The organism is Selenomonadales bacterium 4137-cl, assembly GCA_032334055.1.
Classification (GTDB): Bacteria; Bacillota; Negativicutes; order Sporomusales; family UBA7701; genus Anaeroselena; species Anaeroselena agilis.
The window spans coordinates 825,550-840,000 of sequence record JAUOZS010000001.1 but is presented as its reverse complement, the minus strand read 5'-3'; the positions used below and the strand labels follow the sequence as shown (position 1 = coordinate 840,000).

Here is a 14,451-nt window from a genome sequence, read left to right as displayed (position 1 = left end):
TACGCGTTACTCACCCGTTCGCCACTAGGAGTTATTGCTAACTCCCCGTTCGACTTGCATGTGTTAAGCACGCCGCCAGCGTTCGTCCTGAGCCAGGATCAAACTCTCCAAAAAATTGTATTCTTTGGAGCCTTTGATGGCTCGTTTGAATCGATTGTGTCTTTTTTGACTACGCTTCCGAAGAAGCGCAGCCCGCACATCTGGCTTAATTTTACCTACATTGTTCAGTTTTCAAGGAACACTGTCCGGCGCTTGACCGGATCTTTATGTTAACATATCCTCATCGGCTCTGTCAACACTCATTTTTTTCCATCTTTGCCGCTGCTTGCCTCGGCTGGCCTTTTCGTCCAGCCCGCTTGCGGCGACTTTGTTATACTAACATAACTCTCAGGTCATGTCAATATGCATTTTTTGGTTTATCCGCCACGGAGGGGCATTAAAAAACGCTCTGAGTTTCCTCACGAGCGAGCTTAGTCGCCTCTAACCGTGACAAAGATTATGATAGCACACCCGCCAGTCGATGTCAAGCGAGACACCGTATATTAATACGATGTCTCGCAGTAGCGGGCGATGTATTCTTCGGTAAGGGTGTCCAGCGTGCGACGCAGTTCCATGATGCATTCATCCGACAGTTCATAAGATTCAACACCACCGTGAACGATGGTAGCAAGCTTCTGAATGCGTTTGAAGAGTTCCAGTTTAGCCATCGTCGATACCTCCTTGCACTAGTCTCGGTACGATATTAACAATGGCCGGCCGGTTTGTAAATAGGTTATTAAAAACGCAGAAGAGCAAGTTATTTCTGATTATTATGCAGGAACGGCGTTCTTCCTGTACCAGTTTACCAGGTGGTCGACCTTGTATTTTCCCGTCTCGGTCCCTTCGGCGAGCTCCACCAGGCTGTCCTGAGCGGCTATTATATTGTATCCGTTGGCGCGCAAAAGAAAAAGGGAACACATCAGCGCGGTCGCTCTGTTGGCCGAGGCGAAAGGCTTGGAGTTAACCATGGCATACATGAGGACAGCCGCTTTGGTGAAGATGTCAGGGTAAAGCTCTTCCCCTTCAAAAGCGACCAGCGGTTTGGCCAGGATGCTGTCGAGCAGGCTGTCGTCGTTGATTCCCGGCTGAGCGCCGGTGCGCTGGACAATCTCTGAATAGATGTAGATAACCTCTTCCATGCTGAGGTAGCGCATTATTTGCTCAGCCTCCTCAATACAAAATCATAATCGATAAGGAGTTTGTCGACCAGCCGGACAAAATCGAGCGAAACGGTGCCGCTTTTTACGACAACCGGTTTGAGGACAAGTTCCCGTTTCTCGCGGTTAAGCTCCACCGATACGTGGGACCCATCCTTGAGCCCCAGTGCTTTGAGCATTTCGAAAGGCAAAGATACGACCGAGCTGTTACCCGCTTTGAACACTTTCCGTACTTCCACGCCGACCTCCCGCCAAGTCTGTAATTACAGTATATACATAATTATAACCGATGGTTGGCCTCGCGGGCTACAGGAATTTGCCGGCCGCCGCCCCGCCTAAGTACCGACATAGCCTGCCCTGCCAGGTGTCCCGGTCTTTCATGAGGCTCTCGATGTCGTCGCGGATGGTCCACCAGCCCGATTGCCAGTTTGCGAAAAGGGTGTGACTGGCCGGGGCCCGTCCGATGAGGCGCTGGATGACGATATCGGGATGAAGATATTCGAGGAAGGTTACCACGCGTTCCACATATTCCTCTTTGCTGATGAGGTTTACTTCTCCCCTGGTGTACCAGTCGGCCATGGCCGTTCCTTTGACAATATAAAGGGCATGGAGTTTAACTTGTTCGACGCCGAGGGCGGACAGCGCCTTGGCATTTTCAATCACGTCGTCGGCGTTGTCCCACGGCAAGTTGAGAATTATGTGGGCGCAAGTCTCAATCCCGAACCGCTTGGCCCGCAGGACCGCATCGATGAACTCCGCCAGGGTGTGCCCGCGGTTGACCTTCACAAGGGTATGGTAGTTCACCGTTTGCAGGCCGAGTTCAAGGAATGTATCCACGTTATGCTCCGCCCGCACCCCGGCCATGATTTCCAGGTGCCTGTCGCCGACACAGTCCGGCCTTGTCGCCACCGCCAGCCCCACCACTCCGGGCCGGCAGGCCCGGCTGAGGTAGTCGCCCAGCCTGGCGGGCGTAAGGTAGGTATTGCTATAGTTCTGAAAGTAAGCGATATATCTCTGTGCCTTATATTTAGGAGCGATGTGGGCGATGTTGGCGGTTAGCTGTTCTTCGACGGTCATCTCGGCCGGCAGGTTTTCGTAACCGGCGCCGATTTCGCCGCAAAACGCGCAGCCGGAAACACCGCAGGTTCCATCCCTGTTTGGGCAGGTTACCGGCAGGCTGACCGGCAGCTTGTAGACTTTTTCCCCGTACCGTTGCCGCAGATATTCGGAGTAGACCCGATAACGCATCAGACCGCACGTCCCTTCAGTAAATCGCCCGGCTCTACCTTTTGCCAGGAAGGTGTTCCCCGGGAACGTGTAAAAAGTACGGCGGTCGGGCGTTTAACGAACCATCCGTCGTCAAGCCAGGCCGGTATATCGATGTCGAAGAACTCGATATGATGATTATTTCTGACCTCGCGCCAGCTCGTGAAGACATAGCCGGGCAAATAACGGCGGACGGCGGCCTCGTCCCGCCAAAAAGCGGACTTTGCTTCTTCCCGGTCCGCGCCGTCCCAAGGAAGGAAGTCCGGCCGTCCGGAGTCACGGTCGCTGCCGAGGGTGTCGAATTTGAGGAACTGGCGGCAGATAGCGGTCTGCTCCGGGAAAGCTTCCCGGCAGAAACCGTCGAGGTGGCGGGCAAGCCCCCTGGCGCCGGGCGCAATTAAATGAAGATCGTGCTTTTCCCAGTAGGCGGCTATCGCTTCGTAGAGAGCGAAGGCGCCGCCGCTGGTGGCCACGAACCAGTCCAACGTGGCGGGGAAACGTCCGCTGTTGTACAGTTGGTTGAACATTTCTTCGAAAATTTTCAGTTTGCGGATTTCGCCGTAGGAAATATATTTATTGGCTAGCACTTCGTAAGGAGCGCAGTCCATGAATGCGTAGCCGTGATCGTCCGCCGTCCGCCGCATGCCGGACCCTTTTAGAAGTTTGAGAAAGCCGAGCTGCAACATATGGGGCTTGAGTGAATAGACATCATTGAAAGACTGACCGAATCGCCGGTAATCTTCGTAAGGCAGACCGGCAATGAGGTCGAGATGGAGATGGATATTGCCGGCGGCGCGAAGCGAGCCGACGTTGGCCACGATCCGCGGCCAATCATTGCGGCGCGTGATCGCAGTGAGCGTGTCCTCATTCGTGGACTGGACGCCGATCTCGAGCTGAAAACGTCCCGGCGGCGCGGTCTTGAGCACGGCCAATACATCGTCGTCAAGCAAGTCGGCGGCGATTTCCAGGTGAAAGTTGGTGGACGTGTCCTGAGCGGCGAGAAATTCGATTATCGGCAGGTAATGTTCGCGGCGGGCGTTGAAGGTGCGATCAACGAATTTGATTTGCTTCACTCCCTGGGCAATGAAGAAAGCCAGTTCGTCCAGCACTCGTTCCACGGGGAGAAATCGGACGCCCGCAGTTGCGCTCGAAAGGCAATATTGGCAAGAATAGGGGCACCCGCGGGATGATTCGTAATAGACGATCCTGCCCCGCAGGCCGGCCATGTCATCGTCATCATACGGAAAGGGGATTGTCTTCAAATCTCGCACCACCTGCGGAAACCCGGCCATGACAGCCCCGTCGCTGCGAAAGGCCAGGCCGGGGGTTTCCCGCGGCACGCGCCCCTCGGCCAGGGCGGCCAGCAAAGCGGCCAGCGTCTCCTCGCCTTCACCCTGGACGATATAGTCTACCGCATCATTAGTCTCCATAATCCCAGCCGGATCATAGGAAACCTCCGGCCCGCCGAGAACGATGACAGTGGCGGGCAGCACTTTTCTGACAAGACCGGCTAGCTCCAGGGTGGCATCAATGTTCCATATATAACAGGCCAATCCGAGCACATCCGGTTTCTCCCGGTAAAGCTCGCCGAGAATAACGAGCAGTTCGTTGTTCACCGTGTATTCCCGGACGGCAATATCGGGGCAGACCTGGCGGCAGTATCGCCGCAGGCTGTACAGCGCCAGCGCGGAGTGAACGTATTTGGCGTTGAGAGTTGCCAACAAAACCTGCACAGACATCACCCGAAGGTATTATTCCCCCCCGAACCTCACTATCCCTCCTCCCCGGCGATTTGACCGGGAATTCACCGCCCGCGCCGCTTCAGCATACTATAAGAGAGGTACAGGGGAAGGAGAGTGGATTTATGCGCATCATCATAGACGGACAACGGATGCCGCTACAGGCCCGGGTCTCCAAGGATATCCTCTCAATGCTTAAAAGCATGTCCAAGATGCTTGGCTGGGGTATTTTTTACGACGCCGCCAAGGAAGTAGTCTATATCAATTCGAAAAGTTCCAGCCCGCCGACACCAATTCCCGACCGCCAAACGACCGCCGAGCCTATCGAAAGCACCCGGCTGCTCGGCAAGACCGTCTGCATCGACCCGGGCCATGGGGGCAGCGACTCCGGCGCCGTTGGTCCCACCGGTACCATGGAGAAGGACAACACCCTGGCGATCAGCCTCCTCCTCCGCGACCGGCTGGAAAAGAACGGGGCTACGGTGCTAGTAACCAGGGACACCGACAAGGACGTATCCTACGCGAATTCGTCCGCCGACGAAGAACTGGGCGCGCGAGTCGATATCGCCAACGAATCGGCGGCCGATATTTTCGTCAGCATCCATAACGACGCTTTCACCAATCCCTCCGCAGCCGGCACGACCACCTTCCACTACGGCGACGCCGAATCGGCCCGTCTCGCGGGGCACGTACAAAAATGCCTCATCGACGAACTCGGCACACGCGACCGCGGCAGCCGCTTCGCCAGCTTCTACGTGATCCGCTACACCGATATGCCGGCCATCCTGGTGGAGGTAGCCTTCATCTCCAACCCTGAGGAGGAACTGCTTTTGGCCAGTGTCGACGGCCGGTACAAAGCCGCCGAAAGCATCTTCGCGGGAATCGTCAAGTTTTTCAAGGTATAGTTCGACGGACCTACCGTAAAAGTCTGCGGTGAGCCCGGTATCTGCGGCCCGCCACGCCCGCGCGCCGCAGATGCGCTTTTAATTGCCCCGCATGGTATAAAAGGTACAAATTTCCGGGAAAGATAAACAGGAAGTTTGCCCCACTTCTGCTAATATAAATAAATAGAATAACAATAAACAGCAGAAGGGGTTTAGGAGTGAGAATATTAGCGATGGCGATTTTACCCTTTTTCCTCGGCACAATGCTGCTGAGCAGCACTACCGTTGAAGCCGGTCCGCCGGCCGGCGGCAAAGTTCCCGAACGAAGCGAAATATCCGCAGAGTTCAAGTGGCGGCTCACCGACATTTACGCGGACGAGTCCTCCTGGCAGGCCGACTTCGAAAAACTCAAAGCACAGTTGCCGGAGATAACCCAGTTCCGCGGCAAGCTCGGCAACGCCGCCAGCGACCTGGCGGCCTGCCTGAAGAAGAGGGATGAAATTGGCGTCACGGCCGGCAAACTGTATGCCTACGCCCGCATGCACCGGGACGAAAACACCGCCGACGCCAAATACCAGGGTATGACGGGCAAGATCGAGACCCTTTTGGCCGAAGCCGGGGCAGCGACAGCCTATATCGAGCCGGAAATCCTGGCTATTCCCGAGGCCAAACTGGCGGATTACCGCAAGCAAGAACCGGGCTTGAAGGATTACTCTTTCTATTTCGATAATTTGTTGCGCCAGAAAAAACACGTCCTGTCTCCCGCTGAAGAGGAGATACTCTCGCGTTCAACCGAAGCAACCTCGGCGGCCGAAAACGCCTTCAACATGCTGGCTCATGCCGATATGCGCTTCCCGGAAGTCACCGATGAAGACGGCAAAAAGGTGCAGCTCAGCGAAGGACGTTACCGTTCCTTCATCATGTCCCCCGACCGCAACGTGCGGGAAGAAGCCTTCAAGGGGCTGTTCGACACCTACAACCAGTACCGCAACACATTCGCCGCCACCCTCGGCGGCAACGTGAAAAAGAATATATTCTACGCCAAAACCCGGAAGTACAAGACCACCCTTGAATCTTCCCTGGAAGCCGACAATGTCCCCCAGGCCGTCTATGATAACCTCATCACCACAGTACACGCCAACCTTGGGCCGTTGCACCGCTACGTCGCCCTCAAGAAAAAAGCGTTGGCTGTCGACGAAATGCATATGTATGACCTCTACACGCCGCTGATACGCGACGTTAAGCTGACCTACGAATACGACGAGGCCCTCAAAGTCATTCACACAGCCCTCGCCCCCCTGGGTCCGGAATACGCCGGCATTCTCGACAAAAGCTTCACATCGGGATGGATGGATGTCTACGAAAATAAGGGCAAACAAACCGGGGCCTACTCGTGGGGCGTGTACGGCGCCCACCCCTTCGTACTCCTCAACTATCACAACCGCTATGACGACGTCTCCACAATCGCCCACGAACTTGGCCACGCCATCCACAGCTACTACAGCCACAAGAGCCAGCCGTACGCCACCTCCCAATACACCACCTTCACCGCCGAAGTCGCCTCGACGACCAACGAAATCCTCCTCATCGACCACATGTTGAAAACCACCACCGACAAACGCGTGCGCCTCTACCTCATCAACCAGTACCTGGAGGCGGTAAGGGCGACAGTCTACCGTCAGACCATGTTCGCCGAATTCGAAAAGATGATCTACGCGAAAGCAGAGGAAGGGGAAACGCTGACCGCCGACCTCCTCGACGCGATGTGGCAGGAACTCAATGAAAAATACTACGGCCCGGATATTGTCGTCGACAAGGAGATCAACGTCGAATGGGCGCGCATCCCGCACTTTTACTGGGACTTCTACGTATACCAGTATGTGACCGGTTACGCGGCCGCCACCGCTCTCGCCGAGCAGATCCAAAAAGAAGGCCACCCCGCCCAGCAGCGTTACATCAACTTCCTCAAAAGCGGTGGCAGCGATTACTCCATAGAAATCCTCAAACGGGCCGGGGTCGATATGTCAACTCCAAAACCCATTGAAGTAACACTGCAAAAATTCTCCTCGTTACTGGATGAACTTGAGAAAATACTCAGTGAATCTTGACATATCTGTTAACTAATGGTTATTATATAGTAAGCTAGACAAAATGTTCCGGTCCATATTCGCAGGTTAATCTTACCAACCGACTGGCATTTGTTTTAGTGATATCTTTAAGGAGGTTGGTCAAGAGTAATGTACGAAGACAGGACTCTCACTTGCAAGGAATGCGGCGCAGACTTCGCTTTCACCGCCGCCGAGCAAGCTTTCTACGCCGAGAAAGGTTTCCAAAACGACCCGTCCCGTTGCCCGGCCTGCCGCGCGGCCCGCAAGCAGAACCGCAACGATCGTCCGGCCCGGGAAATGTTCACCGTAACCTGCAGCGGTTGCGGCATCGAGACCCAGGTTCCCTTCAACCCCACCGCCGGCCGTCCGGTATACTGCCGCGACTGTTTCCAGGCTACCAAGCGCTCATACTAATAACCGCAATGACCCTAGCAAAAGCTAGGGTCTATTTTTTTCTTATCCGAGCCCTACGCCGGATTACAATTACTATGCGAAAATAGAGGATAATTATGGCTAAGCCGCCCGTTTCATTCTGCGAAGCCCTTGCGGGAGCAAGCCGGCCGCTGGTGGGCGCCCACCGTGGGGCAAGCGCCGATTTTGCCGAGAATACCACCGCGGCCTTCGTTGCCGCCGCTGCCCAGGGAGCTGACTTTTTAGAACTGGACGTCAGGCTGTCAGTCGACGGCGTGCCGATGGTCATCCACGACGCTGCTGTCGACCGCACCACCCGCGGTCATGGTCTGGTCCGCAAACTGACGGCGACGATGCTTGAGGGGTACGGCGTGCCGGCTCTAGCCACCGTTCTGGGGCTGGGGACGGGACGGATTTTCTTTAATGTCGAGCTTAAGCCGGACGGCGACGCGCCGGAGCTTACCGCCCAAGTACTGGGGTTAATAAAAACCCTTCACTTGGAACGGTATACCCTTGTTTCCTCCTTCGACCATATGGCTCTGGCGCAAATTAAAACTAGCGCTCCTTCAATCCTAACCGGTTTGCTTTATGAAAGCCCTCTGACCGATCCTATCGGCTACGCACAGGACCTTGGCGCCGAAGCCCTCCACCCCTACTTCCGGCTGGCCGACGCTCGCCTCTGCAACGCCGCCCGTGATGCAGGCCTGTTCACCATCCCCTGGACAGTCGACCGCCCGCTCTACCTGCGCTATTTCGCGGCCATCGGGGCCCAGGCGGTCATCACCAATCGGCCTGCGGTAGCCGTCGCCCTGCTTAAATGCCGATCATAGCCCGGTGCCCGACGGTTTCGGCCGGCCCTGTCCGGCCGATTTTTCGTTTGCCGCCGGATGACGGCGCCCCGGTCGTGCAACACTAAACTATCGACATTTTCACAAACGGGTGATCCGATGCCTGACCAACCGATGCCCGAAATCATCCCGCCGATGCTCGCCAAAGCCGGCAAAATGCCGGCCGACCCCGCCCAGTGGGGTTTCGAAATAAAATGGGACGGCCTCCGCGCGATCGTGTACCTCGACAAGGGCGAGATCCGCGTTCTCAGCCGCAATCACAAGGACATTACCGCCCAGTATCCGGAACTTGCCGCCCTGGCTTCTTCCCTGCCCCGCAGCCGTCTCATCCTTGACGGCGAAATCGTCGCCTTCGGGGCGGACGGACGGCCCTCTTTCTCCCGCCTCCAGCATCGCATGGGACTCACTTCCCCGCAGACCATCGCCAAACTCAGCCGGGAAATACCGGCCACTTATATCATTTTCGATGTCCTATATCAAGATGGCCGCCTGCTAGTCGATCTCCCCTATAGTGAACGCCGCCACATTCTTGAGGAGCTGTCCCCGTCGGGGCGCGCGTGGCAGACGCCGGCCCACAAAGTCGGCGAAGGGCCGGAGCTGCTGGCCGCCAGCCGGGAAGTGGGACTAGAGGGTATCCTTGCCAAACGGCTTGATAGCAAATATGAGACCGGCAAACGTAGCGGCGCCTGGCTCAAGATCAAAAACCAGCGCCGCCAGGAACTCGTAATCGCCGGCTGGGTACCTGGCCGCGGGAAACGCCAGGGCACCATCGGCGCCCTGCTGGTCGGCTACTGGGACCGCCCGCCGTCCAAAACCCGCACATCCTCCAGCCCCCGCCTCGTCTACGCCGGCAAGGTAGGCACCGGGTTTTCCTCCCGCACGCTGGCCGACCTCGCCGCCAAGCTTACCCCCCTTCGCCGCGACAACAGCCCCTTCGCCGCCAGACCGCCGGTGGCGGGCGCGGTCTTCGTAGATCCGTTGCTGGTCGGCGAATTCGAGTTCACCGAATGGACCCCGCATAACACGCTGCGCCACCCGTCCTTCAAGGGCCTGCGGACGGACAAGGACGCGAGCGCCGTAGTAAAAGAACCTTCGCCATGAAAGGAGGAATAACATGCAGCGCCCGATCTGGAGCGGAACGATAAGCTTCGGACTGGTCAATGTCCCGGTTAAACTGTATAATGCTGTCAAGAAGAGAACGGTCAGCTTCCACCAACTGCGCGCCAAGGACGGCTGCCGCATCCGGCTCAAAAAGGTATGCTCCGCCGATGGAACCGAGGTGCCTCCCGATAGCATCGTCAAAGGCTACGAAATTTCCCCCGACCGTTACGTAACCGTATCGGCCGAGGAACTGCAGACACTTTACCCGCAGGCTAGCCGCAGCATCGAAATCGAGGATTTCGTGCGCCTGGAGGAAATCGATCCGCTGTATTTCGAACAGTCTTACTACCTGGTGCCCGATAAGGGGGCGGCCAAATCCTACAAACTGCTGATGACGGCGATGCGCGACGCCGGCCGGGTGGCAGTTGCCCGCTTCGTCCTGCGCAACAAGGAATACCTCGCCGCCCTCAGACCGGCCGGCCAGACGCTTAGCTTGGCAACCATGCATTTTGCCGACGAGATTATCCCCCAGGAGGAACTCGCCGGCCTGCCGGGGGAGGAAACGACCCCGACCCAAAGGGAGCTGGCAATGGCCGGCCAACTGATCGAATCCCTTACCGCCGAATTCGACCCGAAAAAATACCGCAACGAGTACTACCGGCGAGTGATGGATCTCATCGAACGCAAAGCCGAAGGCCAGAAAATCGTCGCCCGCCCGGCCGCCGAGGAAGGGGCCAAGGTCATCGATCTGATGGCGGCTTTGGAAGCCAGCCTGGCGGCCGTAAAGAAGAAACCGCCGGTAAAGGAAAGGAGGAAGAGGGCAAGTGCCCGCTAAGACGCTCGTAAAGATTGCCGACCATGAACTGACGCTGTCAAACCTGGACAAAGTCTTCTACCCCGCCACCGGGTTCACCAAAGGGCAAATGATCGACTACTATATACGCGTCGCGCCCGTCCTTCTTCCCCACCTGGCCGGACGACCGGTGACGCTCAAGCGCTACCCCGACGGGGCGGACGACGACTTCTTCTACCAAAAAGAATGCCCCTCCCACCGCCCCGAATGGGTGCCGACCGCGCCGGTGTGGAGCGAAGGCAACAACCGCAACATCAACTTCTGCCTGCTGGCCGACACCCCCGCCCTGGTTTGGGCGGCCAACCTGGCGGCCCTCGAACTGCATACGTCCCTGTCGCTCGCCGTCGCGGTGGCCACACCGACGATGATGGTTTTCGACCTCGACCCTGGACCTCCGGCGACAATCATCGACTGCGCCCGCGTAGCGCTATGGATAAAAGATATTTTCGACCGCTACGGGCTGACCTCCCTGCCGAAAACCTCGGGCTCGAAAGGGCTGCAGGTATACGTCCCCCTCAACACCCCGACCGATTACGACCACACCAAGGCTTTCGCCCGCGCACTGGCCCAACTGTTGGAGAAACAGCATCCCGACAGGGTCGTGTCAAGGATGACCAAGGCGTTGCGCGCCGGAAAGGTGCTGGTGGACTGGAGCCAGAACGACGAGCACAAAACCACGGTCTGCGTCTACTCGCTGCGGGCCAGGCCTACGCCGACCGTCTCCACGCCGGTGACCTGGGACGAGGTCACGGCGGCCTGGGAAAAACGCGACGCCGCCGCGCTCACCTTCGAAGCCGGCGACGTACTGGACCGCGTCGGGCAGCTTGGGGACCTGTTCGCCCCGGTGCTGACTCTTAAGCAAAAGCTCCCTTCGTTGTAACCCCGCACAAAGACCCGCCGGAACCCGGCGGGTCTTTCGTCTTGCCTCGTATACCTAGCCTCGCGGCCCGGCCGCCGTAATCTCCGGCGGCACATCCTTGCCGAACTTCACGAAATTCTTCACGAACCGCGCGGCAAGCTCCGCGGCCGTCTTGTCGTACGCCGCCTTATCCGCCCACGTCTGCCGCGGCTTTAAGACCTCCGCCGGCACCCCCGGGCAGCTAACCGGCACCTGCACGTTAAACACCGGGTCAAGCTCGTAGCCCACCTCGTCCAGCGCGCCCTCGATAGCCGCCGTCACGATCGCCCGCGTATAAGGCAGCGACATCCGCTTGCCCACCCCGTACGGTCCGCCCGACCAGCCGGTGTTGATCAGGAACACCCCTGTGCCGTGCGCGGCGATCTTCTCGCCCAAAAGCTTGGCGTACGCCAAAGGCGACAGCGGCAGGAAAGGCGCCCCGAAGCACGACGAGAAGGTCGCCTCCGGCGCGGTTATCCCCCGCTCCGTCCCCGCCAGCTTGCTCGTGTAGCCTGACAGGAAATGGTACATCGCCTGCTCGGGGGAAAGCTTCGCCACCGGCGGCAGCACGCCGAACGCATCCGCGGTCAAAAAGACGATCGTCTTGGGATGGCCGCCCACGCCGGGGATGACCGCTCCGGGGATGTAGTCGACAGGGTAGGCGGCGCGGGTATTTTCGGTGATCGCCTCGCTGTCGAAGTCCGCCTCGCGGGTCGCCTCGTCGACGACGACGTTCTCCAGCACCGCGCCGAAGCGGATAGCCTCCCAGATCTGCGGCTCGGTTTCGTGTTTGAGCTTGATGCACTTGGCGTAACAGCCGCCCTCGACGTTGAAGATGCCGCCGTCATGCCAGCAGTGCTCGTCGTCGCCGATAAGCCTGCGGCCGGGGTCGGCCGACAGCGTCGTTTTGCCGGTGCCGCTCAGGCCGAAGAACAGGGCGGTATCGCCCTTGGCGCCGATGTTGGCCGAGCAGTGCATCGACAGGATGCCCTTCTTGGGCATGAGGTAGTTGATGTAGGTGAAGACAGATTTCTTCATCTCCCCGGCGTATTGGCTGCCGCCGATAAGGACGAGTCGGGCGGCGAAGTCGAGGATGATGAAGGCTTCGGAGTTGGTGCCGTCGCGGGCGGGGTCGGCCTTGAAGCCCGGCAGGCAGATGACGGTGAAGTCGGGCCTGGGGTCGGCCGGCGGCGCGTCGGGTCGCACGAACAGCTGGTGGACGAACAGGTTCTGCCAGGCGAGTTCGTTGATGAAGCGCACGGCGATCCGCTCGCCGCCCGAGCCGGCGAAGCCGTCGAAGACATAGAGCTCGCGGCCGGCGGCGTAGTCGAGCATCCGCTCGTAGAGGCGGGCGAATTTGTCGGCGCTGATGGGCTTGTTGTTGCCCCAGTCGATCTCGCCGTTCGTCGCCGGCGAGTCGGCGACGAATTTGTCGTTGGGCGAGCGGCCGGTGTACTTGCCGGTGGCGACGCGCAGGGCGCCGCTGGCGGTCAGCATGCCTTCGCCGGCTAAAAGCGTGCGCTCCGCCAGCACCGCCACAGGCAGGTTGTAGTTCACCTTGCCGGCTTTACTGAGCATCTTTTGATCGTAATCCATTCCGTCTCCCCTATCTTCCTTCTATCTATTCCTGCAACAATGCCCTTTCGACCATCGCCTTCATGCCAGCCGGATCACAGACGTCCGTATGCCTGACCGCCTTATTTTCGAGCCCGGCCAGAGATGGCGGCATAGGGCTGCCGGTCAGCCGGGAAAGCTCCCTGGCGGCCGCGAAGGCCGATTTGCCGGCAAGCGCCTCCGGGCCGGAGAGGGCCGCGAGAACGCTATCGTTAAATTTGAACGGGCTAGCGGTGGAAACAACGACGGCGGCATTCTCGTCGCCCGTTGCTTGGCGGTAAGATTTCAGGACACGGCAGGCAACCGCGGTATGGGGGTCGGCGAGATAACGATACCGGTCGTATACCGCCTTGATTTCGGCGGTCGTGTCCCGGTCGTCGGCCCAATCTGACCAGAAGGTCTCCTGAATGGCGGCCAGCGCCTCTCCTTCCACCCGATAAACGCCGTTAGTATTCAGTTGTCCCATCCATGCCGAAACCTGGGCGGAGTCGCCGCCGGTGACGTGGTAGAGCAGCCTCTCCAGGTTGCTGGACACGAGGATATCCATGGAAGGGGAGAGAGTCTTATGGAAACAGCGCCGGCGGTCGTATACCCCGGTGCGGAGGAAATCGGTGAGTACGTTGTTGGCGTTGGCCGCGCAAACCAGCCTGTTCACCGGCAACCCCATGAGCTTGGCGTAATAACCGGCAAGGATATTGCCGAAATTGCCGGTGGGTACGACAAAGTTCACTAGCTGCCCGGCGGAGAGCGACCCCATTTTTAGCAGGTCGGCGTAAGCGCTGAAGTAATAGACTATCTGGGGCAGCAGCCGTCCCCAGTTGATGGAGTTGGCGGAGGACAGCTTGAAGCCGTGGGCGGCAAACTGTTCGTTGGCCGAACGGTCGCCGAAAATCCGCTTAACTCCCGCCTGGGTATCGTCGAAATTGCCGCGCACCGCCACAACGGCGACATTGCCGCCTTCCTGGGTGACCATCTGCAGACGCTGCATCTCGCTGACCCCTTCGTGGGGGAAGAAAACGACGATGCGGGTCCGGTCCACATCCCGGAAACCCTCAAGGGCCGCCTTGCCGGTGTCGCCCGAGGTGGCCACAAGGATGACAATCTCGGCCCTTTCCCCGGTCTTAGTCAGCGCGCGCGTCAGCAGTTGGGGCAGGATTTGCAGCGCCATATCCTTGAAAGCGCTGGTCGGCCCATGCCAAAGTTCGAGCATGTGCGTGCTATCGTCCAGCGTGACGACCGGGGCAACGGCCGGGTGATCGAACTTGGCCGCCCCGTAGGCGGCGTCCACGCAGGCGGTTATCTCCTCGCGCGAATAATCGGCGAGAAACTGTTCGAGAATGCTTACGGCCCGTTGCCGATAATCGAGCTGCGTAAGCGTCGCGAGATAACTGTTGTCGGTCTGCGGCAAGGCCTCGGGAACGAACAGGCCGCCATCGGGGGCGATGCCGGTCTTGATTGCCGCCGCCGCCGTCAGTTTCTCCCGGCCGCCGCGGGTACTATGATACAGCATATCACACCTCTATTTCCGGGGAA

General features: G+C 58.5%; 14 protein-coding genes and 1 rRNA gene (1 of these 15 only partly in view). 7 read left to right on the top strand and 8 right to left on the bottom strand.

Annotated elements, in window-relative coordinates; translation table 11 throughout:
- From Q4T40_04360 to Q4T40_04335, 6 genes are all read right to left on the bottom strand, one after another.
- Positions 1–114, bottom strand: a 16S ribosomal RNA gene (locus tag Q4T40_04360); it reaches 1,440 nt to the left of the window's first position.
- 428 nt (positions 115–542) lie between these two features.
- A complete protein-coding gene (locus tag Q4T40_04355; protein ID MDT8900475.1) occupies positions 543–707 on the bottom strand; it encodes a hypothetical protein in 165 nt (54 codons plus the stop codon).
- A gap of 102 nt (positions 708–809) precedes the next feature.
- The gene (locus Q4T40_04350; protein MDT8900474.1) at positions 810–1,193 is read right to left on the bottom strand and encodes a type II toxin-antitoxin system death-on-curing family toxin; all 384 of its coding nucleotides are present in this window, start codon (positions 1,191–1,193) and stop codon (positions 810–812) included.
- Entirely contained in the window at positions 1,193–1,435 is a 243-nt protein-coding gene (locus Q4T40_04345; GenBank protein ID MDT8900473.1) for an AbrB/MazE/SpoVT family DNA-binding domain-containing protein, read from the bottom strand. Before Q4T40_04345 ends, Q4T40_04350 begins: the two co-directional genes overlap by 1 nt.
- 67 nt (positions 1,436–1,502) lie before the next feature.
- Entirely contained in the window at positions 1,503–2,444 is a 942-nt protein-coding gene (locus Q4T40_04340; protein ID MDT8900472.1) for a TIGR01212 family radical SAM protein, read from the bottom strand.
- Positions 2,444–4,201, bottom strand: coding sequence for a B12-binding domain-containing radical SAM protein (locus tag Q4T40_04335; GenBank protein ID MDT8900471.1), 1,758 nt, complete (start codon positions 4,199–4,201; stop codon positions 2,444–2,446). Before Q4T40_04335 ends, Q4T40_04340 begins: the two co-directional genes overlap by 1 nt.
- Before the next feature lie 125 nt (positions 4,202–4,326).
- On the opposite strand from Q4T40_04335, the gene Q4T40_04330 reads away from it, so the two are divergent.
- The 7 genes from Q4T40_04330 to ligD (Q4T40_04300) all read left to right on the top strand — a co-directional run bounded on the left by Q4T40_04330 (position 4,327) and on the right by ligD (Q4T40_04300) (position 11,286).
- Positions 4,327–5,106 carry an N-acetylmuramoyl-L-alanine amidase gene (locus tag Q4T40_04330; protein ID MDT8900470.1) on the top strand — a complete coding sequence of 260 codons (780 nt, stop codon included), beginning with the start codon at positions 4,327–4,329 and terminating at the stop codon, positions 5,104–5,106.
- Positions 5,107–5,303: 197 nt separating this feature from the next.
- Entirely contained in the window at positions 5,304–7,193 is a 1,890-nt protein-coding gene (gene pepF, locus Q4T40_04325) for an oligoendopeptidase F (protein MDT8900469.1), read from the top strand.
- A 129-nt stretch (positions 7,194–7,322) separates the two neighbouring features.
- Positions 7,323–7,607 (top strand): zinc-ribbon domain containing protein, encoded by a 285-nt coding sequence (locus tag Q4T40_04320; protein ID MDT8900468.1) that lies wholly within the window; start codon positions 7,323–7,325, stop codon positions 7,605–7,607.
- Between the two features lie 95 nt (positions 7,608–7,702).
- On the top strand, positions 7,703–8,434 hold the full coding sequence (locus Q4T40_04315; protein MDT8900467.1) for a glycerophosphodiester phosphodiesterase family protein: 732 nt from the start codon (positions 7,703–7,705) through the stop codon (positions 8,432–8,434).
- 117 nt (positions 8,435–8,551) lie between these two features.
- Positions 8,552–9,553: a non-homologous end-joining DNA ligase gene (gene ligD, locus Q4T40_04310; GenBank protein ID MDT8900466.1), complete on the top strand. Its 1,002-nt coding sequence runs from the start codon at positions 8,552–8,554 to the stop codon at positions 9,551–9,553.
- A gap of 13 nt (positions 9,554–9,566) precedes the next feature.
- On the top strand, positions 9,567–10,388 hold the full coding sequence (locus Q4T40_04305) for a Ku protein (protein MDT8900465.1): 822 nt from the start codon (positions 9,567–9,569) through the stop codon (positions 10,386–10,388).
- Positions 10,378–11,286 (top strand): non-homologous end-joining DNA ligase, encoded by a 909-nt coding sequence (gene ligD / locus Q4T40_04300; GenBank protein ID MDT8900464.1) that lies wholly within the window; start codon positions 10,378–10,380, stop codon positions 11,284–11,286. Before Q4T40_04305 ends, ligD (Q4T40_04300) begins: the two co-directional genes overlap by 11 nt.
- Before the next feature lie 54 nt (positions 11,287–11,340).
- Here ligD (Q4T40_04300) and pckA read toward each other — a convergent pair whose 3' ends face one another.
- Both pckA and thrC read right to left on the bottom strand, forming a co-directional pair.
- On the bottom strand, positions 11,341–12,900 hold the full coding sequence (gene pckA, locus Q4T40_04295) for a phosphoenolpyruvate carboxykinase (ATP) (protein ID MDT8900463.1): 1,560 nt from the start codon (positions 12,898–12,900) through the stop codon (positions 11,341–11,343).
- Positions 12,901–12,925: 25 nt separating this feature from the next.
- Positions 12,926–14,428, bottom strand: a complete 1,503-nt coding sequence (gene thrC / locus Q4T40_04290; GenBank protein ID MDT8900462.1) for a threonine synthase — start codon at positions 14,426–14,428, stop codon at positions 12,926–12,928.
- Positions 14,429–14,451: the final 23 nt, after the last annotated feature.